The sequence below is a fragment of the Roseateles puraquae genome (assembly GCF_002205845.1).
Lineage (GTDB): Bacteria > Pseudomonadota > Gammaproteobacteria > Burkholderiales > Burkholderiaceae_C > Pelomonas > Pelomonas puraquae.
The window spans coordinates 254,102-276,425 of record NZ_NISI01000002.1 but is presented as its reverse complement, the minus strand read 5'-3'; the positions used below and the strand labels follow the sequence as shown (position 1 = coordinate 276,425).

Genomic DNA, 22,324 nt, shown 5'->3' with positions numbered 1-22,324 from the left:
GAAAAGCCTGCGCCGAAAAGCGCGAAGACGATTGGCAATCCCAACTTCGGCATGAACATGCCGATGATGTGCAGTGCCTTCGACACGTCCATGTGGCTCAATGCTGCTTGACGAGACCCCCCGTACCGGCTGACGCCGGCCCCCCCGAGGGGGCGCTGCTCGCGGCCCGGCGAAGCCGGTTCCGCTGCAGCTGCTGGAGGAAACAAAGCCCGCCTTGGCGGGCTTTGTTGTTTCTGGCTCAGGCCCGCTCAGGCGGGCTTTGTTGTTTCTGGGGTTTGCGCCTGGACCTTCAGGGCCAGGTCCACGAATTCGTGGACGGGCACTTCCTCCGCGCGGCGCTGTAGGTCGAAGTGGCCCGAATAGCCGCGTTCAGCCAGCCAGTGGCCGAGGCTGTGGCGCAGCAGCTTGCGGCGTTGGGAGAAGGCGCTGGCCACGAGCTCGCCCAGCAGCACGCGGTCCACGGCCGGCGGTTGCGGCAGGGGCAGCATGCGCACGATGGCGGAGTCCACCCGCGGCGGCGGGTCAAAGGCTTCGGGTGGTACGTCCAGCACCGACTCGATGTCGTAACGCCACTGCAGCATCACGCTCAGGCGACCGTAGTCCTTGCTGCCGGGGCCCGCGGCCATGCGGTCGACGACTTCCTTCTGCAGCATGAAGTGCTGGTCGACCACGTCGTCCACCACCTCGAGCAGGTGAAACAGGATGGGCGTGGAGATGTTGTAGGGCAGGTTGCCCACCACGCGCAGCTTGGCGGCCTTGGCCACGGCCAGCGCATGGAAGTCGACCTTGAGCACGTCGCTCTCGATGACCTCGACGTCATCGCGCTTGCGCAGCCGCGCGGCCAGGTCACGGTCCAGCTCGATGACGGTCAGCGGCACCGAGCCTTTGGGGATGCGCGCCAGCAGCGGCAGCGTCATTGCGCCCAGGCCGGGCCCGATCTCCACCAGGGTTTCGCCGTCCTGCGGGTCGATCAGGTCGACGATGGACTCGATCAGCGCCGTGTCGGTCAGGAAGTGCTGACCGAAGCGCTTGCGGGGGATGTGCGACTTCACGCGCGTCCGCAGCGACCGGTCAGTCCTGCCATTCGCGGACCTCGACGAAAGCCTTGTTGCGCAGGTCTTTGACCCACTCCTGGTAAGCCTCGTCGTACTTCTGCTCGCGCAGGGCCGCCCGGGCCTGCTCGCGCAGCTGCTTCATCTCGACCTCGACCGTGCGGCGCTCCAGCACCTGGATCAGGTGCACGCCGAAACGCGACACCACCGGGCCGGAGATGCCCTTCAGCGGCAGCGCGTTCATCGCTTCCTCGAACTCAGGCACGAAGCCACCCGCACCCATCCAGCCCAGGTCGCCGCCCTCGGGGGCGCTGCCGTCTTCGGAGTAAGCCTTGGCGATGTCCTCGAACTTGGCCTGGCCGCTTTCGATCTGGCGCTTGTACTCGGCCAGCCGGCGTGCCGCCACTTCGGCGGTCAGCTGGGCCGACGGGCGCAGCAGGATGTGGCGGGCATGGGTCTGCACGCTCTGGGTCAGCGACGAGCCGCCCTGGCGCTCGACCACCTTCAGGATGTGAAAGCCGGCGCCGCTGCGCAGCAGTTCGGGCGCCACCTCGCCGCTCTTCAGGCCCTTGACGGCCGTGACGAAGATGTCCGGCAGCTTGTCCGCCGGACGCAGGCCGATCTCGCCGCCGCGGGCCTTGTTGCCGTCCTCGGACACCTCGCGCGCGACCTTGGCGAAGTCTTCACCGGCCTTGATGCGGGCCATCGCCGCGTCGGCGCGCGCCCGACGCTCGGCCACGACGCTCTCGGGCGCCCCCTCGGGCACCGGCACCAGCACCTGGGCCAGGTTGATCATGCCGCCGCTGTCGAGGTCGGCGCGCTTCTTGTCGAGGTAGGCGTCGATCTCGGCGTCGGACACCTTGATGCGCCCCTGCACTTCGCGCTCGCGAACGCGCTCGGTCATCATCTGGTCGCGCAGGTTCTCGCGGAAGCTCTTGTAGTCGGTGCCGTCCTGCTTGAGCCGCTCGCGCAGCTGGTCCATGGTCAGCTTGTTCTGTGCGGCCACGTTGGCCACCACGCGATCCAGCTCGGCTTCGTCCACCCGCGCACCGTTCTCGCGGGCGTAGGTGACCAGCACGCGGTCCTCGATGAGGGCCTCCAGGGCCTGCTTGCGCAGGCCAGCCGTCTCGGGCATCACCTCGCCGCGCTGGCGTGCCTCCTGGCGCAGGCGCTCGGTGCGCTGCACCACCTCGCTGGCCGCCACGACGTCCTGGTTGACGACCGCGGCGATGTAGTCCCCCGGCTGCAGGTTGGTTTTTTGTGCCGACGCCTGGAAAGCGACCAGGGCGAGCACGAGGGGAGCGAGACGAAGCATCATGGTTGGAAATCTGAACTCGGTGAGCGGTCGGAGCTCAGCCTGCGGTAACCGGGCACATTGTCCTTCAAGACCTTGAGGGCGTTTGAACCCACCTGTGACAGGCCGACCAGCTCCAGCTGGAACATCAGCTGCGTCTTGGTTTCGGCGCGGCCGGTGGACAGCCGTTCCACGCCCCAGCGCATGACCCAGCAGCCGGCGTCGTACTCGAAGCCGAGCACCGAGTCGGTCAGGCGCTTGTCGCGCAGCGAGTACTGCACGCGACCCGCGCTGTACCAGGCGCCACCGCAGGAGTTGCTGTTGGCACCGCGTGAAGTGACGGGCGTGCCGTAGATGGGCCACTGCCAGGCCAGCTCCACCTGCTCGCTCTGCGCGCGCGCAAAGCGGTAGGCCACGCTCATGGTCTTGAACGGGCCGGGCGAATAGCGTGCGCGCATGACCGAGCGCACCGAGCGGTTGGTCTCGGGGTTGAACTCCAGCGTGCCGTCGGCCCACCAGCGTTCGTCCAGGTGGGCTGCCGCGGCCAGCAGCAGGTCAGAGAAGCGCTGCGTGACCGGCTGGCCGTCCGGCGTGATGCGCTGGTCGCGGAACAGGAAGCGCTGCACCGCGCCCAGGCGCAGGATCTCCTCGCCCTGCGCGGCGCTGACCCAGCGGCTGGTGGCGCCCACGCTGAGCGCATGCAGGTCCGACACCCGGTCCACACCCGAGAAGGGGTTGTCGGTGTAGATGGAATCGAAATTGAAGTCCTTGGCCGCCGAATCGAAGTTGGGCAGGTTGGACTGGTCGCGGAACGGCGTGTTCACGTACAGCAGCCGCGGCTCCAGGCTCTGGCGCACGTCGCGGCCGAACAGTCGCGTGTCGCGCTCGAACACCCAGCCGTGGTCGATGCTCAGCGTCGGGATGACGCGGCTCATGCGCCGGCGGCCGTCCGCCTGGACCTGGTCGAGGTCGTAGGCCGCCGCATTGAACGACGCTCGCGGGATGAACCACCACGCCTCGCCACCCAGAGGTGCCGCCACGTGGCCGAGCGCATGCACCCGCTGGCCGCCACGCGGCTGCGCCGCCAGCGCCGAGCTGGGCAGGTCGAAGCGGTTGTATTCGAGCTCCAGGCCGCCCTCCAGCCGCGCCTTGCGGCCCCAGGGGCGGAAGCTGTCCAGCACGGCCTCGTCGGCGGCCGTGGTCACGCGCGCACCGATCTGCGGGCTGCGCTGGTAGGGCGAATCGAACTGCGACAGCGCGTCGGTGCCCTGCAGGGTCTGCCAGCGCTGCACGCGGGTATAGGTGTCGATGACGCCCCAGGACAGCTCGCGCTGGCGGTTCAACGTGAAGTCGGTGGCCAGCAGTCGCGGCGTCTGGCTCTCGACGCGACGCGACATGTCCTTCCAGTAGTCGTCGTCGGACACGCGCTCGCTCTTCAAGCGATAGCGCCAGTCGCCAAACATCTTGCCGTCGTTGTTGAACTTCAGGCTCCAGCGCGAGCGGCCGAACACCCGGTCGCCCGGCAGCAGGTCGACGTTGATGCGGCCGGCATGGTCAGGCTCCAGATAGCGGAACTCGCTGTCCAGGCCCACGCCGCGCTTGGTCATCACGAAGGGCGTGAACGTGGCGTCCCGCTGCGGCGCGATGTTCCAGTAGTACGGCACGCCGGTTTCCAGGCCGCTGCGGCTGTCCAGGAAGATGTTGGGCGGCAGCCAGCCCGACTTGCGGGCCGAACTCAGCGGGAAGCTCATGGACGGCGCGGCCAGGATGGGCACGCCCAGGAAGCGCAGCACGGCGCCGTCCGCTTCACCCTCGTTGGCGGCCAGGTCCAGGCGCAGCTGGCGGGCCGTGACCTGCCAGGCCGGCTCCTGGCCCTCCACGGCCGGGCAGCTGCTGTAGTTGCCGTCGACCGCGCTCATGTGCTCGCTGTCCTGGAAGCGCACCACCTTGGCCGTACCCGCGCCGCCGGTGGCGGCGAGGAAGAAGCTCGGCGTCAGGAACTCGCCCTCGAAGCGGCTCACGTACATCTGCAGCAACGGGCCGGTGAAGACATTGCCGTTGTGGTTGATGCGCACGTTGCCCTCGGCGCGGGCGAAGTCGTCCACGACGCGGTAGGTGAGCTTGTCGGTGTTCAGCAGCAGCTCGCCGTAGCGCAGCTCGACGCCGTCGCTGCCCTCGGCCTGCTGGTCCATCTGCGCCGACAGCTTGGCGGCGGAAATGACCAGGGCCGGCTTGGTCGAGCCCGGCTTGGCGGGGGCACCCAGCACGCGGCTGTTGCGCAGCGGCAGGCTGGCCTCGGGGGCTTCGGCGGGGGCTTGCTGGGCAGATGCCTCCCAGGCGCACAGCGCCAGGGCGATCAGCGTGGTGAGGGGAGCGGGGCGGGGAAGATGGAACGAGCGCGGCACGGGCAGGGACAAGGCTCGGAGTCGGTGAGGATGCCGGGGCCGGCGGTTCTTAGAATTTCATTATCCACGAGGGCTCCCGCTGCCATGACCTTGCCGACTTCAGACTTTCTCGCCGCCCTCCTCGCCCAACCCGCCGACGCCGATCGGCTCATGCGCGCCGCCTGCGCCGAACTGCGCCAGCAGCCGCCGGCGCTGGTGCCGCCGCAGGCCGATGCACTGCGCGCCGGCCTGGCCCGCATCGCGGACAGCGGGCTCGACACCGTGCTGCAACGCCTGCTCGACGACGCCCCGCAAGGCGCCGCCACCGAGGGCATCGCCGCGCTGCTGCGGCCCGCCGAGCTGGCCTGGGACGAAGCCCAGGAAATCGATTGGGCCGTGCGCCACTGGGAGGCCAGCCGCGCAGCGGGCCAGCTGGATGAAGACCTGGCGGCTGACTTCGGCGAGTACTGGCGCCGGCTGGAATGGAGCGCGCTGCGCCACCACCTCGTGCTGTTGGGCCAAGGCCACGCCGAGGAGCGCCGGCTGCTGGCCTACGTCGTCAAGACGGCCTCGCGCTATGTGGCGCTCAGCCCGCTCAAGCGCGCGATGGAGGCTCGCCACCCGGAGTTCTTCGAGCTGGGCTTCACGCTGAAGTGACCCGCCGGCTCAGGCGCGCGTCGCGCAGCCGGCCGCCACCAGCCAGGGGTCCTTGTCCTCACCGCCGAAGACTTCCAGCAGGAAGTCCAGAAAGGCCCGCGTGCGCGCCGGCACGTATTTGCGGGTCGGCATGCCGGCCCAGATCGTCGTGCCGAACAGTCGCCATTGCGGCATGACCCGCTCCAGCGCCTGTTCCAGCAGCGCGTCTTCCACGATGAAGCTCGGCAGGCCGGCCACGCCCAGCCCGTGCAGGGCGGCAGCGTAGTTGGTGTCCATGTGCGTCGTGGCCAGCGCGGCCCGCGAGGGCACGATGGGCAGGGTGATCTCCTCGCTGCCGTCACCGCTTTGCAGCGTGAGGCCGCGGGCCAGGGCCGCGGTAGGCGGCAGCAGGGCGTCGTGCTGCTTGAGGTCGCGCGGATGCTCAGGCCGGCCGCGCCGGTCCAGGTACTCGGGCGAGGCGCACATGATGAACTCGCTGCGCGCCAGCAGCCGGGCGATGAAGTCGCCGTCGGGCACCTCGCGGGTCAGGAAGATGGTCAGGTCGTAGCTGTCGTCCACCGTGCTGACCGGGCCGGGCGACGTGATCTCCAGCGTCACCGCCGGGTAGTCGCGATGGAACTTGGGCAGGTGCTTGGCGAGCTGGTGCACGGCAATCGCAGGCGGGCACAGCACCCGCAGCAGGCCGCGCACCTCCTGGGTGGCCGAAGCCGCGAGGGCTGCGGCCTCCTCCACATCGGCCAGGATGCGCCGCGCGCGCTCCAGGTAGGCGTCGCCGATCTCGGTGAGCGACAACCGCCGCGTCGTGCGATTGAGCAGCCGGGCGCCGAGATGCTCCTCCAGCTCGGCGACCAGCCGCGTGACCACGGCCGGCGCCAGGTCCAGCGCCCGGGCTGCCCCGGCGAAGCTGCCCTCGTCGATGACGCGGACGAAAACCTTGATCGCGCGGAGCTGGTCCATCCGGCCGCGTCGCTCAGGGGTGGGCGGCCATGACCTGGGCCACCGCGGCCGTCAGCCGCTTGCCGTAGGGCACATGCAGGAACTCATTCGGCCCGTGGGCATTGCTCTTGGGGCCCAGCACGCCGCAAACCATCATCTGCGCCTTCGGGAAGCCCTTCTGCAGCATGCTCATCAGCGGGATGGTGCCGCCCTGGCCGATGTAGCCGACCGGCGCGCCAAAGTGCGTCTGGCTGGCGTCGTTGAGCGCCTGGCTGAGCCAGGGCGACAGGTCCGGCGTGTTCCAGCCTGTGGCGCCGAAGGCACCGGCCCGGCCATCGGGCGTGAAGGTGACCTTGGCGTTGTAGGGCGCGTTGTCCTCCAGCAGGGCCTTGAGCTTGAGCGCCGCCTCGTTGCCGTCGATCAGCGGCGGCAGGCGCAGGCTGAGCTTGAAGGCGGTGTAGGGGCGCAGCACGTTGCCGGCGTTTTTCAGCTCCGGGAAGCCATCGACGCCCACCACCGACAGCGTCGGCCGCCAGGTGCGGTTGAGCAGCACCTCGACCGGATCTGTCGTCACGGGCAGCACGGGGCCGCCATCGGCGCCGCAGGCCCAGGGCATGCGCTTGTAGACCTCTTCCTTCAGGATGGCGGCCGTGGCGCGGGCCTGCTCCAGGCGCACGCCCGGGATCTCGCAGTGGAAGCTCTCGGGCAGCAGCCGGCCGGTCTTGCTGTCTTCCAGGCGGTCCAGCACCTGGCGCAGGATGCGGAAGCTCGACGGCACCGCACCGGAGGCGTCACCGCTGTGGATGCCTTCGGTCAGCACCTCCACCTTGAGCACGCCCGACACCATGCCGCGCAGCGAGGTGGTGAGCCACAGCTGCTCGTAGTTGCCGGCACCGGAGTCCAGGCAGACGACGAGCGAGACGTTGCCCAGACGGGGCTTGAGGATGTCGATGTAGGCCGGCAGGTCGTAGGAGCCGCTCTCCTCGCAGGTCTCGATGATGCCGACACAGCGCGGGCGCGGGATGCCCTGCTGGTCCAGCGCCATGATGGCGGTGAGCGAGGCGTAGACCGCATAGCCGTCGTCAGCGCCGCCACGGCCGTAGAGCAGGCCGTTTTCGTACTTGGGCGTCCAGGGGCCGAGGTCGCTGCGCCAGCCGCTGAACTCGGGCTGCTTGTCGAGGTGGCCGTAGAGCACGATGGTGTCGTCGCTGCCGGACTTGGTCGACGGTACCTCGAAGAAGATCACGGGCGTGCGGCCCGGGATGCGCACCACTTCGAGCTTCAGGCCCGCCACCTTCTTGGCCTCGACCCAGGCGGCGGCCTGGGTCAGCACCTTTTCGATGTGGCCGTTGGCGGCCCAGTCGGCATCGAACATCGGGCTCTTGGCCGGGATGGCGATGTAGTCGGTCAGTGCGGGGACGATCTCGTCGTCCCAGACGCGCTCGGCGAATGCCCCCAGGGCCGTGGCTTCATCGGCTTGCAGGGGCAGGTGGGGGTCTCGTGCATTCATGGCGGCTCCTTGTGCGCTTGTGGCGCATCCAAAGAGTTTAGGCCGCCGTCTTGCCGGTCGCGCGCGCGGGGCTTGCTTCGGCCCCCACGCCACGGCCTGTCCGCCCGGCGCAAGCTGCATCCGCTACGCTCTCGGTATTCGTTCAAGGAAGCCCCCATGAAAGCCCTCCTCACCGCCGCCGCTCTCGCCATCGCCTTCGTCGCCCCGGCCGCCGAAGCCCGCGTGAGCCCGCACCACCACGGCAGCCACGCCACCAGCGCCGCCAAGGTCAAGACCGCCAGCAAGAAGACCACCAAGGCCAAGCACAAGAAGGCCAAGAAGGGCCACAAGAAGGCCGCCTGATTCCCGGCCTCCCCGGGCCGAGCGCCGGGCCGCCCTCAGCTGGCCCGTCAGGCGATGTGCGAGCGGCGCCATGCCGCTGGCATCGCCGCCCCCATCACTCCCGCTCGAACTTGAACACCGCCACGCTGGCCATCAGGTTCGGCAGTGACCGCACCACGCGGCCCGCCTGCAGCCCGAAGCTGTCGAGGATCTTGAGCCGGTTCTTGCGCGCGAGCACCTCGAAATCCGCAAACGTCCCGACGCGGATGTTGGGCGTGTCGTACCACTCGTAGGGCAGCGCCCGCGTGACCGGCATGCGGCCGGTCAGGACCTGCAGCCGGTTGGGCCAGTGGGCGAAGTTGGGGAAGCTGACGATGCCCATCTTGCCCACCCGCGCGGTCTCCTTGAGCATCTGTTCGGCATTGCGCAGATGCTGCAGGGTTTCGAGCTGCAGCACGACGTCAAAGCTCTGGTCCTCGAAGATGGACAGGCCTTCCTCCAGGTTGCGCTGGATGACGTTCACGCCGCGCTTCACGCAGGCCAGCAGGTTGGCGTCGTCCAGCTCCACGCCATAGCCCGTGCAGCCCTTGTGCTTGATCAAGTACTCCAGCAGCTCGCCGGTGCCGCAGCCCAGGTCGAGCACGCGGGAGCCGGGCGGCACGAGGGCCGCGATCGCGGGGTCGAAGCTCATACCGCCACCCCCTTCAGTGTGAAGCCGGTCGGCCGCGGCAACCCCTCGGCGATGCGCTCGAAATAGGCCCGCAGCACCCCGTGATAGCGCGGGTCGTCCAGCAGGAAGGCGTCATGGCCGTGGGGCGCATCGATCTCGGCATAGGACACGTCCAACCGGTTGTCGAGCAGCGCCTTGACGATCTCCCGCGAGCGCTGCGGCGAGAAGCGCCAGTCGGTCGTGAAGCTCGCAATCAGGAACTTGGCCCGCGCCGACGCGAAGGCCCGCGCCAGGTCGCCGCCATGTTCGGACGCGGGGTCGAAGTAGTCGAGCGCCCGGGTGATGAGCAGGTAGGTGTTGGCGTCGAAGTAGTCGCTGAACTTGTCGCCCTGGTAGCGCAGATAGCTCTCGATCTGGAACTCGATCTCCTGCGTGCTGTAGCCGAGCGCGCCGGTCTTGAGCTCGCGGCCGAACTTCTCGGCCATGACGTCGTCGCTCAGGTAGGTGATGTGCCCGATCATGCGCGCCACCCGCAGGCCGCGCTTGGGCACCACGCCGTGGGCGTAGAAGTGACCGCCGTGGAAGTCGGGGTCGGTCACGATGGCTCGGCGTGCCACCTCGTTGAAGGCGATGTTCTGGGCCGAGAGGTTCGGCGCCGTCGCGATCGCGATGCAGTGCGCCAGCCGCTCCGGGTAGCGCAGCGCCCAGTCCAGGGCCTGCATGCCCCCGAGCGAGCCGCCCAGCACGGCGGCCAGCTTCAGGATGCCGAAGCGCTCGACCACGCGGGCCTGGGCATCCACCCAGTCCTGCACGGTGACGACGGGGAAGTCGGCGCCCCAGGCACGGCCCGTCGCGGGGTTGACGTGCATCGGGCCGGTCGAGCCGAAGCAGGAGCCCAGGTTGTTGACGCCGATGACGAAGAAGCGGTCGGTGTCCAGCGGCTTGCCTGGGCCGATCAGGTTGTCCCACCAGCCTTCGCTCTTCGCCTGGCCGGCGTAGGTGCCCGCCACGTGGTGGCTGGCATTGAGCGCATGGCACACCAGCACGGCGTTGCTGCGATCGGCATTGAGCTGGCCGTAGGTCTCGACCATCAGGTCGTAGGGGCCGAAGCTCGCGCCGCTGCGCAGCGGCAGCGGCTCGTCGAAGTGAAAACTCTGCGGCGACACGTCGCCGACGCTACGGCCTGTCATGGGCCACTCCAAAAAAGAAAAACCGGCGGCCACTGTTGCGGACGCCGGGTTTCGGAGTCCTGTTTAGCGGCATTTGTAGAGCGCCCGCAATCCGGAACAAATCGGCGCTGTGGCGGGATTCTATGCGCGCCGCCGCGCCAGGCCCGTCAGGGCTGCGCCTCCAGGCGGAACTGCGCCACCGCACCCGACAGCAGCTGTGACTGCTCGCGCAGGCTCTCCGCGGCGGCGGCCGACTGCTCCACCAAGGCGGCGTTCTGCTGCGTCATGTGGTCGAGCTTGCTGACCGAGCCGTTGACCTCCTGGATGCGCGCGCTCTGGTCGGCCGCGCCGGCTGCCACCTCGCCGATCATGTCGCTGACCCGCTGCACGGCATTCACGATCTCCTGCATCGTGTGCCCCGCATGCTGCACCAGCCGCGCGCCTTCGTCGGTGCGCGCCACGCTGGCCTCGATCAGGGTCTTGATCTCGCGCGCCGCGCCTGCCGAGCGTTGGGCCAGAGCCCGCACCTCGCCGGCCACCACGGCAAAGCCGCGCCCCTGCTCACCAGCACGGGCCGCTTCGACAGCGGCATTCAGGGCCAGGATGTTGGTCTGGAAAGCGATGCTGTCGATCAGCCCGAGGATGTCGCCGATGCGCTTGGAGCTGGCGTTGATCTCGTCCATCGTGGTCACGACCTGGGCCACCTCCTCGCCGCCGCGGCGCGCCACCTCGGCGGCGCCCAGGGCCAGCTCCTTGGCGTTGAGCGCCGCCTCGGCGCCGTGCTGCACGCCGGCGGTCAGGTCTTCCATCGAGGCCGTCGTCTGCTGCAGGTTGGAGGCCGCCTCCTCGGTGCGATGGCTGAGGTCGAGGTTGCCCGAGGCCACTTCGTTGCTGGCGCCCTCGATGCTTTCCGTGGACGCCTTCACCTGCCCCACGAGGTTGCGCAGGCTGCTCTGCATCGCGTCCAGCGCCTGCAGCAGCTCGGACGCCTCATCACGGCCGACGACGCGGATGGCGCAGTTCAGGTCGCCCCCGGCAATTGCCCGCGCCACCGAGCAGGCATAGCGCATCGGGCTGATGATGGTGTTGGAGTTGATCAGCGTCAGCGGCACGACCAGCACCATGATCAGGGCGAGGACCGCCAGGGACTGGTAGGCGATCAGCCGCATCTCGTCGTCGAACTCGCCCTGGGTCTTCACCACCTCGTCATTGATGATGCCGGCGATCTTCTCCACCCGCTTCTCGATCTCGGCCATGCTGGCCTTGGGGCGGGCGAGCATGCGGTCGGCCACGCGGGCGTTGTCGTAGCTGCCGGCCTCGATCTGCTTGAGCACCGGGTCGGCCGACTGACGGTAGTCGGCCAGCAGCTGGATGGATTCGCGGGCGAGCGGGTTGTCCTCGTCTTCCTCGCCTTCGAGCAGGCCCTTGAGCGACACCACGAGCCGGTCGGCCGCCGCATCCCAGCGCTGGCGGTCCTGGCGGATCTTCTCGGGCACCTCGTAGGCGATGACCATGTCCTTCTCGGCCAGACGCACATCCGCCAGCGCCTGGCGGATGGACGACACATGCCCGACCTCCTTCACGGAGTGGTGCATGAAATCTTCGTTCAGCGATGCGAGCCGCTTGCCGCCGGCCAGGCCGGTCAGGCCGATGGCGGCAAACATCGCCAGCACCATCGCAATGGCCCCGTGCATGCGGGTTCGGATGGTGAAGCTTCGCATCCAGGTGGCGATATTCATGCTCTTTCCTCCATGCGCAGGCGCGACGACGGGCCCGGCTGCATGCTAATGATTCGATCCGTGATGGCAAGCGCCAGCCGACCTGCGGCTGATGCACGGCGCATCTTGGCCGCGTCGTGTGTTGAGCGGCCATGATCGGGATCAAGGGCCCCCACGCGCCAGAGGGCGCAGGGGCAGGAAACGAGGATTGCTACCGGTTTTTGCGACCAGGCACCCGCGCCAGCGTCAGGGCACGCCGCACAGGCAATGCACCGCGGCCGCACGGTCCCACTGGCCGCGGGTGGCGATGCGGGTGAGGTCCTTGAGCGCGGCCATCTCCTCCACGACCGGTGCCGGCAGCGCATCCAGGCCCAGGCCCAGGGCCTGGCCCACGGCCACCGCCAGCGGCGGGGCCAGCACGTCGGTCAGCGAGGCGATCAGCTGCTCGCTGCGGCTCAGGTCACGCTCCACATAGGCCAGGCGCGGCTTCTCGCCGTCCTTGACCTCGAGCTTGGCCAGCTGCGCCGCCGCCTGCACCGCATCGTCGAAGCTGCCGAGGCGGTCCACCAAGCCGCGTTCCTTGGCCTGGGCGCCCGTCCAGATGCGGCCCTGGGCGACGGTGTCGATCTTCTCCGGCGTGCTCTTGCGGGCCTGCGCCGCCAGGCTCGTGAAGCGGCTGTAGATGTTCTCCACGCTGGACTGCACCGCTGCCAGGTAGCGCGGGTCCATCGGCCGGCGCGGGTCACCGGCGCCGGCCAGCCAGGTGGTGGTGACGCCCCCGGTGTGCAGGGACAGCTTGTCCATCAGCTTTTCGGCCGTCGGCAGGATGCCGAACACGCCGATGCTGCCAGTGATGGTGCCGGCATCGGCGATGACGGCATCGCTGGCCATGGAGATCCAGTAGCCGCCGGAGGCCGCCACGTCACCCATCGACACCACGACCGACTTGCCCGCGGCACGGGTCAGTTCCAGCTCGCGGCGCACGATTTCGGAGGCGAAGGCGCTGCCGCCCGGCGAATTCACACGCAGCACGACGGCCTTGATGCCTTCGTCCTCGCGCGCCTTGCGGATGAGGCGGGCAGTGGAGTCGCCGCCAATGCGACCCGGGCCAGCCTCGCCGTCGATGATCTCGCCCTCGGCCACAACCACGCCCACCCCCGGCTGCAGCTTGTTGGGCGCGCCGGGGTTCTTGACGTAGGCGAGGTACTGGCCGAGCGACACCTGGCGGAAAGTCTTGTTCTCTTCGTCCTTGGCGCCCTTGGCGATGAGCAGCTCACGCATCTGGTCGCGCGTCTTCAGGCCATCGACGAGCTTGGTCTGCACGGCCATCTGGGCGGCATCGCCCTTGGCGGCAGCCAGCAGCTGCGGGATCTGGTCGATGTCGCGGCCGATGCTGCCGGCCTCCAGCTTGCGCGCGGCCTCCACAGCCTGCGTGAAGCCGCTCCACAGCTCGCCATAGACCAGGCCTTCGGCCTCCATCGTGGCGGGGCTCGGGCCGGTGGCGGTGTAGGGCTCGGCAAAGCTCTTGTACGTGCCCACCTTGGCCACGTGGGCGGTCACGCCCAGGCGGTCCAGGGCGTCCTTGTAGTAAGTGCGCCAACGGCCGAAACCTTCCAGCATCACCAGGCCCATCGGGTGCAGGTACACCTCGTTGGCCTGGGCCGCGAGGAAGTAGCCCCGCTGGCTGTAGCTGTCGGCATAGGCGAGCACCGGCTTGCCGCTCTTCTTGAAGCGCTGCAGGGCCGCGCTCACCTCGTGCAGGCCGGCCAGGCCGGCGGCGTCGAAGTTCTCGACATCCAGCAGCACGGCGCTGATCTTGTCATCGCGCGCGGCCTGGTCCAGCGCCGCGAGCACATCCCGCAGGCGGGTCTGCTTGGGCACCCCGCGGCCCTGGGCCTGGGCCATCAGTTGCTCGCGCGGGCTGCCGGAGAACTGCTCGACCAGGTTGCCGTCGAGCTTGAGCACGAGGGTCGTCTTGTCGGCCAGCGGCTTGGGGCCGCGCGTGACGATGGCCGTCACGACGATGATGATCAGCAGCAGCACGATCAGGTTCATCAGCGCACGACGGGTGCCGTCGAGCAGCCACCAGGCCTTGGAGAACAGCCAGCCGATACCGGAGAACAAAGACTTCATGGAGCAATGACCTCGAGAAGGAGTGGCGGTCATTGTGAAGGCATCGGGCTTAGCATCCGGTCGTCACGACCAAGAGGACGCCCCATGCTCGCCTGGCCCCGGTGGACCACACGGATCAACCAGCATTTCCCGCTGCGCTATCTCACCTGGCTGCTGTGCGGCGCACTGGCGCTGTTCTTCGCCCTCACCTGGACGGCTGGACTGACCGGCGGGGTGTTGGTGCTGGTGTTCCTGGCGCTGTCGCTGCTGGGCCTGCGCGACGTGCGCCAGGAGCGCCACGCCATCCTGCGCAACTACCCCGTCATCGGGCACCTGCGCTTTTTGCTGGAGTTCATCCGGCCGGAGATCCGCCAGTACTTCGTCGAGGGCGACACCGACGCCGCGCCCTTCTCGCGCGCCCAGCGCTCCATCGTCTACCAACGCGCCAAGGGCGAGCCCGACCAGCGCCCCTTCGGCACGCAGCTCGACACCAGCGCGCGGGGCTACGAGTGGATCAACCATTCCCTGGCGCCGACTCATCTCACGAGCCACGACTTCCGCATCACCATCGGCGCCGGCCGCGCGCAGCCCTACTCGGCCAGCGTCTTCAACATCTCGGCCATGAGCTTCGGCGCGCTCAGCGCCAACGCCATCCTGGCGCTGAACAAGGGCGCCAAGACGGGCGGCTTCGCGCACGACACCGGCGAGGGCTCGATCAGCGTGCACCACCGCGTGCATGGCGGCGACCTGATCTGGGAGATTGGCTCGGGTTATTTCGGCTGCCGCAACGACGACGGCAGCTTCAGCGCCGAGAAGTTCGAGGCCAACGCCCGCGACCCGCAGGTGAAGATGATCGAGCTCAAGCTCAGCCAGGGCGCCAAGCCGGGCCACGGCGGCGTGCTGCCCGGCCCGAAGGTGACGGAGGAGATTGCGGCCGCCCGGGGCGTGCCCGTGGGCCAGGACTGCATCTCGCCGGCGCGCCACAGCGCCTTCTCCACACCGGTCGAGATGATGCAGTTCATCGACCGGCTGCGCACCCTGTCGGGCGGCAAGCCCACCGGTTTCAAGCTCTGCATCGGGCACCCCTGGGAGTGGTTCGCGTTGTGCAAGGCGATGCTGGAGACCGGCATCACGCCCGACTTCATCGTCGTGGACGGCGCCGAGGGCGGCACCGGGGCGGCGCCGCTGGAGTTCACCAACTATGTCGGCGCGCCGCTGCAGGAGGGCCTGCTGCTGGTGCACAACACGCTGATCGGGCTGAACCTGCGCGACCAGATCAAGATCGGCTGCGCCGGCAAGGTCACGACCGCCTTCGACATCGTGCGGCTGATGGCCCTGGGTGCGGACTGGTGCAACTCGGCCCGCGGCTTCATGTTCGCGCTGGGCTGCATCCAGGCCCAGGCCTGCCACACCGGCCATTGCCCGACCGGCGTCACCACCCAGGACCCGGTGCGCCAGCGGGCGCTGTTCGTGCCCGACAAGGCCCAGCGGGTGGCCAACTTCCACCAGAACACGCTGAAGGCGCTGAAGGAACTGGTGGAAGCCGCCGGGCTGTGCCATCCGCAGGAGATCACGGCCCAGCACATCGTGCATCGCATGGACAAGCACGAGGTGAGGCTGCTGGCCAATCTGCTGCCCTTCGTGGAGCCCGGCGCCGTGCTGCGGGGCGAGGTGCCGCACAACACCTTCCGCATCTACTGGCCCCTGGCCAGCGCGCACAGCTTCGCCCCCCAGGGCCCCATCGAACGGACACACTGACGCCCACCCGGATGCGGGGGCTCGGCAGACCGCTCGGGTGCGGGGGAAGACGGCTTCAAGTTAGGGGGAAAAGGGGCGGAACGCGCACAATGCGCCCCGTTCCCAAGCACCGTCATGCCCACCGTCTACCTGCTCCGTCTCAACGAGGCCACCCTCCAGCGCACCCGCTCCCAGCTGCTGCAGGCCAAGGGGGTCGAGTTGGCCGGCAGCAGCCATGTGCTGGGCGATGCGCTGACCGAGATCGCCGCGCTGGCGCCCGACATCGTCGCCAGCGACCTGCGCCTGGTGGATGCCCACGCCATGCGCGTGGCCCACGAGCTCGGTCGGCTGCCAGTGCGCCCGCAACTGCTGCTGCTCACGCCCACGGCGGACGACCTGCAGCTGTTCGCCGCCCTGAGCGCCGGCGCCAACGCCTATCACGTCGACGACGGCAACACCCGCGCCCTGGTGGAGGCGCTCACGCGGCTGCATGACCGCCGCTCCATGCTCAGCCCCCAACTGGCCCGCCAGGCGCTGGCGGCCTTTGGCATCGAGCGCAGCCCGCTGGTCACCGCCCGCCAACCCGCCGCACCGCTGGACGCCAGCCCGGCCGGTCGACAGATCGAGCAGGCCAGCCGGCATCTGCTGACCCTGCTGGCACAAGGCCTGCTGCTGCCTGAGATCGCCACGCTGTGGAAGCTGGACACCGCCGAGATCGAACGACGGGTGTGGCGTCTCGTGCGGCTGCTGCACGTGCGCTCGCGCGAGCTGTTGATCGCCGGGGGCTGAGAGGCCCGCGGGCGATCAGGCTGGCGCAATCAGGCCGGTGCCGTGTCGATGAAGCTCTGGCGCTGCGAGAGCTTGTCCATGTGGCGGGCCAGGTTGGGATAGGCCTCGCGCCAGTTGATCTCCGGGAAGCGGAAGGCCAGCCAGCCCAGGGCGCAGCCCACGGCGATGTCGGCCAGCGAGAAGTGGTTGCCCGAACACCAGGCCTTGTCGCCCAGGCCCTGGCTCATGGCCGCGAGGCCGGCATTCACCTTGGTGAGGTTGCGGTCGATCCAGGCCTGGCTGCGCTGCTCCGGCGGGCGGTGCGCCCAGGTGCGCTCCAGGCGCACCAGGACGCCGGCGTCCATGATGCCGTCGGCCAGCGCTTCCCAGGTGCGCACCTCGCAGCGCTCGCGGCCGCGCTCGGGAATGAGCTTGCCCACGGGTGAGAGGGTGTCGACGTACTCCACGATCACGCGCGAGTCGAACACCGCGCCGGTGATGGAGTCCTGGCCTTCCATGACCAGGCAGGGCACCTTGCCCAGCGGGTTCATCTTGAGGATGGCATCACTGCCCCAGACGTCTTCGAGCACCAACTGGTAATCGAGCTTCTTCTCGGCCATCACGATGCGCACCTTGCGCACGTAAGGGCTGGCGAGAGATCCGATCAACTTCATCGTCATAAAGGCGGCAAGGGGGTCACAGGTCGAAACGATTCTAGCCAGCGGGTCCTCGCGGTCCGGCCGTGAAAAGGGCCTGTCGGCTGCGGTCCACAGCCACCCGGAAAAGGGCTTGTCAGAGCGGCACGCCCCCGTCAGAGTGCTGAGTTGCGGCCGGGCGCAACCCGTGCCAGGCTGTCCTTCAAATCGGCTTCATGGGCCACGGCGCAGATCGCGCCGGGCCGGCCGAATCGGGCGGCCGGGCCCCCAAAACTAGAATCGCGGGTTTTCCACGACCTGCCGGCCCGCCATGACCTCGACCGACTACTCCGCCATCAGCGCCCTCTCGCCGCTGGACGGCCGCTACGCCGCCAAGGTGGCTGCGCTGCGCCCGCTGCTGTCCGAGTACGGGCTGATGCACCGCCGCGTGCAGGTCGAGGTGGAGTGGTTCATCGCGCTGAGTGACGCCGGCTTCAAGGAATTCAAGCCGCTCTCCAGCGCCGCCCGCAGCCGCCTGCGCCGCCTCGTGAAGAAGTTCAGCGAGGCCGATGCCGAAGCCATCAAGGCCATCGAGCGCACCACCAACCACGATGTGAAGGCGGTGGAGTACTGGATCAAGCGCAGCTTCGAGGGTCACCCCGAGCTGCTGGCGGCGTCCGAGTTCGTGCACTTCGCCTGCACCAGCGAAGACATCAACAACACCAGCCACGCGCTGATGCTGAAGGCCGCGCGCGACGAGGTCATGCTGCCGGCGCTGGACGGCATCCTGGCCAAGCTGCGCGACATGGCGCACCAGTTCGCAGCCATCCCGATGCTGAGCCGCACCCACGGCCAGACCGCCAGCCCCACGACGGTGGGCAAGGAGATCGCCAACGTGGTGGCGCGCCTGCAAACGGCGCGCGCACGCATTGCCGCGGTCAAGCCGCTGGCCAAGATGAACGGCGCGGTCGGCAACTTCAACGCCCACCTGTCGGCCTGGCCCAAGCACGATTGGGAAGCCTTCTCCAAGGCAGTCATCGAGAAGCAGCTCAAGCTGAGCTTCAACCCGTACACCATCCAGATCGAGCCGCACGACTACATGGCCGAGCTGTTCGACGCCTTCACCCGCGCCAACACGATCCTGATCGACTGGGCCCGCGATGTGTGGGGCTACATCTCGCTGGGCTACTTCAAGCAGAAGACCAAGGCCGGCGAAATCGGCAGCTCGACCATGCCGCACAAGGTCAACCCGATCGACTTTGAAAACGCCGAAGGCAACTTCGGCCTGGCCAGCGCGGTGCTGACCCACCTGAGCCAGAAGCTGCCCGTGAGCCGCTGGCAGCGTGACCTGACCGACTCCACCGTGCTGCGCAACATGGGCGTGGGCCTGGGCTATGCGCTGCTGGGCTACGACTCGCTCGCCAAGGGCCTGGCCAAGCTGGAGGTCAACGAGGCCGCGCTGGCCGAAGACCTGGATGCCGCCTGGGAAGTGCTGGCCGAGCCCATCCAGACCGTCATGCGCCGCTTCGGCCTGCCCAACCCCTACGAGCAGCTCAAGGAGCTCACGCGCGGCAAGGCGATCACGCAAGAGTCCATCCGCGCCTTCATCGAAGGGCTGGACCTGCCCAAGGCCGAAAAGGCCCGCCTGCTGAAGATGACGCCGGGGTCCTACACCGGCCTGGCGCAAGACCTGGCCCGGCGCGTCTGAGCGTTCACAGCGCGAGCCGGAACACCCGGGACGGCCCGCTGTAGCCCTCCAGCACCTGCTGGGCCTGCTCCTCGAAGCCGAGCTTGCCCAGCAGCGCAATGCTCGGCGGGTTGTCCACGGCCGTGATGGCCATCAGCGTCTTCCAGCGCAACACCTCCCGCGCATGGGCCACGCAGCCGCGGGCGGCCTCCAGCGCGTAGCCGCGGCCTTCGTGTTCGGCCAGCAGCGCGTAGCCCAGGTCGGGCTCCGGCAGGGCGGCGCGCTTGAACAGGCCGCACATGCCCACGAGCACGCCATCGTCACGGCGCTGCACGGCCCAGAAACCGTGACCCAGTTCTCGGTAAGCCTTGAAGAGCCGCCCTTCGGCCCAGGTCAGGGCCTCTTCGGCGGTGCGCACGCCGGGGTCGTTGATGTTGCGGATCCAGCCGGGCTCGTTGACGAGGCGCAGCAGGAAGGGCGCATCAAGCGGTGTGAATTCACGCAGGGACAGGCGTTCGGTGCTGAGGATTTGCATGAGACAAGACAATAACCGGTCATGCTCCGCTCCCCTGCCCTCGCCCCGTTCTCTCGCGCCCTGCCCCCGCCCTGATCCCCGATGAGTCACGCGCCCGACGCCAGCGACAACCCCGTGCTCGACCAGGTCGTGCGCGAGTTGGACGTCATCCTCGCCAACGCGGGGGTCGGCGTGGTCTTCGTGAAGGCGCGCACGCTGGTACGCTGCAATCAGCGCTACGCGGACATCTACGGCTTCGCCAGCCCGGAGGCGGCCGTCGGGCGCAGCAGCCTGGAGCTCTACCGCACCGAGGCCGAGGCCCGCGAACTGGGCCGCCGCGCCTACCCGGTGCTGGCCGCAGGCGAAACCTTCCGCGTCGAGCAGCTGATGCGCCGCCAGAACGGCGAGCTGTTCTGGACCCACCTGACCGGCCGGCTCATCAACCCCGACGACCCGGCCGAAGGTTCGATCTGGATCGTCGACGACATCCAGGACCGCAAGGAGGCCGATGCCACGCTGGCCGACCTGCATGCCGAGCAGCAGCTCATCCTCGACCACGCGATGGTGGGCATCGTCTTCCTGCGCGGCCGGCGCGTCACACGCTGCAACCGGGCCTTCGAGCAGCTCTTCGGCTACGACCCCGGCGAGCTCGACGGTGCACTCTCGCGCGCCTGGTACCTGAACGACGAGGACTGGAAGGCCGCGGGCGACCTCTGCTATGAGCCGCTCTCACGCGGCGAATCCTTCCATGCCGAGATGCTGCTCGGCCGCAAGGACGGCACGCCCGTCTGGTGCGAGGTGCGCAGCAAGGCCATCGACCGCAGCGACCTGTCGCGCGGCTCGATCTGGATCACGCAGGACATCACGGCCCGCAAGCAGGCCGAGCTGGAGCTGGTGCAGGCCAAGGCGCAGCTCGAGGCCCTGGTGGCCCAGCGCACGCTGGAGCTGAGCCAGACGGTGGCCGAACTCGAACTGAAGATGGCCCAGCAGCAGGCCGCCGAGGCCCGCGCCGAGCGGCTGGCGCTGTTTGACGGCCTCACCGGGCTGCCCAACCGCCACCTGCTGGCCGACCGCGCCAGCCAGGCCATCGACATCGCCCGGCGCAGCGACGAACCGCTGGCCGTGCTGTTCCTGGACCTGGATCACTTCAAGAACGTCAACGACACCCTGGGCCACCGCGTGGGCGACAGCCTGCTGACCCAGCTGGCCGCCCGGCTGCGCGGCGCGGTGCGCGAACAGGACACCGTGGCCCGCATGGGCGGCGACGAATTCGTGCTGGTGCTGCCGCTGACCGACATCGCCGGTGCCGCCCACCTGGCCACCAAGCTGATGACGCTGGCCAGCGCCCCCTTCCCGGTGGACGGGCAGGAGCTGATGGTGACGCCGTCGATGGGCATCGCGATGTTCCCGACCGATGGCGACGACTTCGAGGCGCTGTGCAAATGCGCCGACGCCGCGATGTACCGCGCCAAGCGCGATGGCCGCAATGCCTACCGCTTCTTCACGAGCGAGATGCAGGCCCAGTCGGCCCGCGCGCTGCAACTGGAGAACGCGCTGCGCCGCGCGCTGGAGCGCCAGCAGCTCAGCCTGCACTACCAGCCTCAGTTCGCGCTGGGCGAGGACGACGCGCGCTGCATCATCGGCGCCGAGGCCCTGCTGCGCTGGCATCACCCGGACCTGGGCTGGGTGTCGCCGGCCGAGTTCATCCCGGTGGCCGAGGCCTCGGGCCTGATCCTGCCGATTGGCGAATGGGTGCTGCGCGAGGCCCTCACGCAGCTGCGCCGCTGGGACGCCGCCGGCCTGCCGCCGCTGACCATGGCGGTGAACCTGTCGGCCGTGCAGTTCCGGCATGATGACCTGCCTGAGCTGGTGGGCCGCGTGCTGGACGAAGTCGGCATGCCGGCGGAGCGCCTGGAGCTGGAGCTGACCGAGGGCGCGGCCATGGACAACCCGAGCGTCGCCATCACCGTGATGAATGAGCTGCATGCGCGCGGCGTGCAGTTGTCCATCGACGACTTCGGCACCGGCTATTCGTCGCTGGCCTACCTGAAGAAGTTCCGCGTGGGCAAGCTCAAGATCGACCAGTCTTTCGTGCGCGACCTGACCGAGGACGCGGAAGACCGCGCCATCGTCGACGCGGTCATCCGCATGGCCGCGGCCCTGGGGCTGCAGACGCTCGCCGAGGGTGTCGAGACTGAGGGCCAGCTGGCCTTCCTGCGTCATCAGGGCTGCCAGGCGGTGCAAGGATTCCTGTTCAGCCGGCCGCTGACCGCGCAGGCTTTTGCAGAATTCGTCCTTGCGCAGGTCGCCGCCACGTCGGCTGCGGCCCCCCTTTCCGCCTACGCCCTCTGATCCATGCCCAGCTTCGTCGCCCAACTCCAAGCCCTGTCCTCCTCTCGCCTGTGCGTCGGCCTCGACCCCGAGCCGAGCAAGTTCCCGGGAGCCTGGGCGGGTGACGCGAGCAAGATCTACGACTTCTGCGCGGCCATCGTCGACGCCACGCACGACCTGGTCTGCGCCTTCAAGCCCCAGATCGCCTACTTCGCCGCCCACCGCGCCGAGGACCAGCTGGAGCAGCTGATCGCCCACATCCACGAGGTCGCCCCCGGCGTGCCGGTCATCCTGGACGCAAAGCGCGGCGACATCGGCTCCACCGCCGAGCAGTACGCCCGCGAGGCCTTCGTGCGCTACCAGGCCGACGCCGTGACCTTGTCGCCCTTCATGGGCTTTGACTCCGTCGAACCCTACCTCGCCTACGAGGGCAAGGGCGCCATCCTGCTGTGCCGCACGTCCAACAAGGGCGGTGACGACTGGCAGATGCAGCGCCTGGCCGATGTCCCGGGTCAGCCGCGCCTGTTCGAGCACCTCGCGCACCTGGCCGAGACGCAGTGGAACCGCAATGGCCAGCTCGGCCTGGTGGTGGGCGCCACCTACCCGGGCGAAATCGCCCGCGTGCGTGAACTCGCACCCACGCTGCCGCTGCTGGTGCCTGGCGTGGGCGCGCAGGGCGGCGATGCGGCTGCGGTGGTGCAGGCTGCCGGCCGCACGGCGCCGCTGGTGGTCAATTCATCGCGCGCCATCCTGTATGCCAGCGCCGGCCCCGACTTCGCGGCACGCGCCCGCGCGGTGGCCGAGGCCACACGCGCCTCGCTGACCTGAC

At 68.9% G+C, this 22,324-nt stretch carries 18 protein-coding genes and 1 riboswitch; of the genes, 7 read left to right on the top strand and 11 right to left on the bottom strand.

What is annotated here, in order from left to right; translation table 11 throughout:
• Positions 1 to 248 precede the first annotated feature (248 nt).
• From rsmA to CDO81_RS08295, 3 genes are read right to left on the bottom strand one after another with little or no spacing between them, the layout of a single operon-like run.
• Entirely contained in the window at positions 249 to 1,052 is an 804-nt protein-coding gene (gene rsmA / locus CDO81_RS08305) for a 16S rRNA (adenine(1518)-N(6)/adenine(1519)-N(6))-dimethyltransferase RsmA (RefSeq protein ID WP_088482710.1), read from the bottom strand.
• A gap of 19 nt (positions 1,053 to 1,071) precedes the next feature.
• Entirely contained in the window at positions 1,072 to 2,370 is a 1,299-nt protein-coding gene (locus CDO81_RS08300; RefSeq protein ID WP_088482709.1) for a peptidylprolyl isomerase, read from the bottom strand.
• Positions 2,367 to 4,763: an LPS-assembly protein LptD gene (locus CDO81_RS08295; protein WP_088482708.1), complete on the bottom strand. Its 2,397-nt coding sequence runs from the start codon at positions 4,761 to 4,763 to the stop codon at positions 2,367 to 2,369. Before CDO81_RS08295 ends, CDO81_RS08300 begins: the two co-directional genes overlap by 4 nt.
• Before the next feature lie 72 nt (positions 4,764 to 4,835).
• Here CDO81_RS08295 and CDO81_RS08290 point away from each other — a divergent pair, with 72 nt between their 5' ends.
• Positions 4,836 to 5,387 (top strand): hypothetical protein, encoded by a 552-nt coding sequence (locus CDO81_RS08290; protein ID WP_088482707.1) that lies wholly within the window; start codon positions 4,836 to 4,838, stop codon positions 5,385 to 5,387.
• 9 nt (positions 5,388 to 5,396) lie between these two features.
• Here the strand turns inward: CDO81_RS08290 and CDO81_RS08285 are convergent, their stop codons facing one another.
• On the bottom strand, positions 5,397 to 6,344 hold the full coding sequence (locus CDO81_RS08285) for a LysR family transcriptional regulator (protein ID WP_088482706.1): 948 nt from the start codon (positions 6,342 to 6,344) through the stop codon (positions 5,397 to 5,399).
• A 13-nt stretch (positions 6,345 to 6,357) separates the two neighbouring features.
• Positions 6,358 to 7,833 carry a M20 family metallopeptidase gene (locus CDO81_RS08280; protein WP_088482705.1) on the bottom strand — a complete coding sequence of 492 codons (1,476 nt, stop codon included), beginning with the start codon at positions 7,831 to 7,833 and terminating at the stop codon, positions 6,358 to 6,360.
• Between the two features lie 156 nt (positions 7,834 to 7,989).
• Here CDO81_RS08280 and CDO81_RS08275 point away from each other — a divergent pair, with 156 nt between their 5' ends.
• Positions 7,990 to 8,175: a hypothetical protein gene (locus CDO81_RS08275; protein ID WP_088482704.1), complete on the top strand. Its 186-nt coding sequence runs from the start codon at positions 7,990 to 7,992 to the stop codon at positions 8,173 to 8,175.
• A gap of 94 nt (positions 8,176 to 8,269) precedes the next feature.
• Here CDO81_RS08275 and metW read toward each other — a convergent pair whose 3' ends face one another.
• The 4 genes from metW to sppA form a co-directional block, all read right to left on the bottom strand.
• A complete protein-coding gene (gene metW, locus CDO81_RS08270; protein ID WP_088482703.1) occupies positions 8,270 to 8,845 on the bottom strand; it encodes a methionine biosynthesis protein MetW in 576 nt (191 codons plus the stop codon).
• On the bottom strand, positions 8,842 to 10,014 hold the full coding sequence (gene metX, locus CDO81_RS08265; RefSeq protein ID WP_088482702.1) for a homoserine O-succinyltransferase MetX: 1,173 nt from the start codon (positions 10,012 to 10,014) through the stop codon (positions 8,842 to 8,844). Before metX ends, metW begins: the two co-directional genes overlap by 4 nt.
• Before the next feature lie 42 nt (positions 10,015 to 10,056).
• Positions 10,057 to 10,132, bottom strand: a riboswitch (SAM riboswitch).
• Between the two features lie 28 nt (positions 10,133 to 10,160).
• Complete coding sequence (locus CDO81_RS08260) at positions 10,161 to 11,732, bottom strand: methyl-accepting chemotaxis protein (RefSeq protein ID WP_088482701.1); 1,572 nt, start codon at positions 11,730 to 11,732, stop codon at positions 10,161 to 10,163.
• A gap of 225 nt (positions 11,733 to 11,957) precedes the next feature.
• Positions 11,958 to 13,844: a signal peptide peptidase SppA gene (gene sppA, locus CDO81_RS08255; RefSeq protein ID WP_088482700.1), complete on the bottom strand. Its 1,887-nt coding sequence runs from the start codon at positions 13,842 to 13,844 to the stop codon at positions 11,958 to 11,960.
• An 84-nt stretch (positions 13,845 to 13,928) separates the two neighbouring features.
• Between sppA and CDO81_RS08250 the strand changes: the two genes are divergently transcribed.
• A complete protein-coding gene (locus CDO81_RS08250; protein ID WP_088482699.1) occupies positions 13,929 to 15,581 on the top strand; it encodes an FMN-binding glutamate synthase family protein in 1,653 nt (550 codons plus the stop codon).
• Between the two features lie 114 nt (positions 15,582 to 15,695).
• Positions 15,696 to 16,349: a response regulator gene (locus CDO81_RS08245; RefSeq protein ID WP_088482698.1), complete on the top strand. Its 654-nt coding sequence runs from the start codon at positions 15,696 to 15,698 to the stop codon at positions 16,347 to 16,349.
• 29 nt (positions 16,350 to 16,378) lie between these two features.
• Here CDO81_RS08245 and CDO81_RS08240 read toward each other — a convergent pair whose 3' ends face one another.
• Positions 16,379 to 17,002, bottom strand: coding sequence for a glutathione S-transferase family protein (locus tag CDO81_RS08240; RefSeq protein ID WP_088483034.1), 624 nt, complete (start codon positions 17,000 to 17,002; stop codon positions 16,379 to 16,381).
• Between the two features lie 292 nt (positions 17,003 to 17,294).
• Between CDO81_RS08240 and purB the strand changes: the two genes are divergently transcribed.
• Positions 17,295 to 18,671: an adenylosuccinate lyase gene (gene purB, locus CDO81_RS08235; protein ID WP_088482697.1), complete on the top strand. Its 1,377-nt coding sequence runs from the start codon at positions 17,295 to 17,297 to the stop codon at positions 18,669 to 18,671.
• 4 nt (positions 18,672 to 18,675) lie between these two features.
• On the opposite strand, the gene CDO81_RS08230 is transcribed toward purB, so the two are convergent.
• Positions 18,676 to 19,185, bottom strand: a complete 510-nt coding sequence (locus tag CDO81_RS08230; RefSeq protein WP_088482696.1) for a GNAT family N-acetyltransferase — start codon at positions 19,183 to 19,185, stop codon at positions 18,676 to 18,678.
• An 81-nt stretch (positions 19,186 to 19,266) separates the two neighbouring features.
• Between CDO81_RS08230 and CDO81_RS08225 the strand changes: the two genes are divergently transcribed.
• Complete coding sequence (locus CDO81_RS08225) at positions 19,267 to 21,516, top strand: putative bifunctional diguanylate cyclase/phosphodiesterase (RefSeq protein ID WP_088482695.1); 2,250 nt, start codon at positions 19,267 to 19,269, stop codon at positions 21,514 to 21,516.
• A 3-nt stretch (positions 21,517 to 21,519) separates the two neighbouring features.
• Positions 21,520 to 22,323 (top strand): orotidine-5'-phosphate decarboxylase, encoded by an 804-nt coding sequence (pyrF, locus tag CDO81_RS08220; RefSeq protein ID WP_088482694.1) that lies wholly within the window; start codon positions 21,520 to 21,522, stop codon positions 22,321 to 22,323.
• Position 22,324 lies beyond the last annotated feature (1 nt).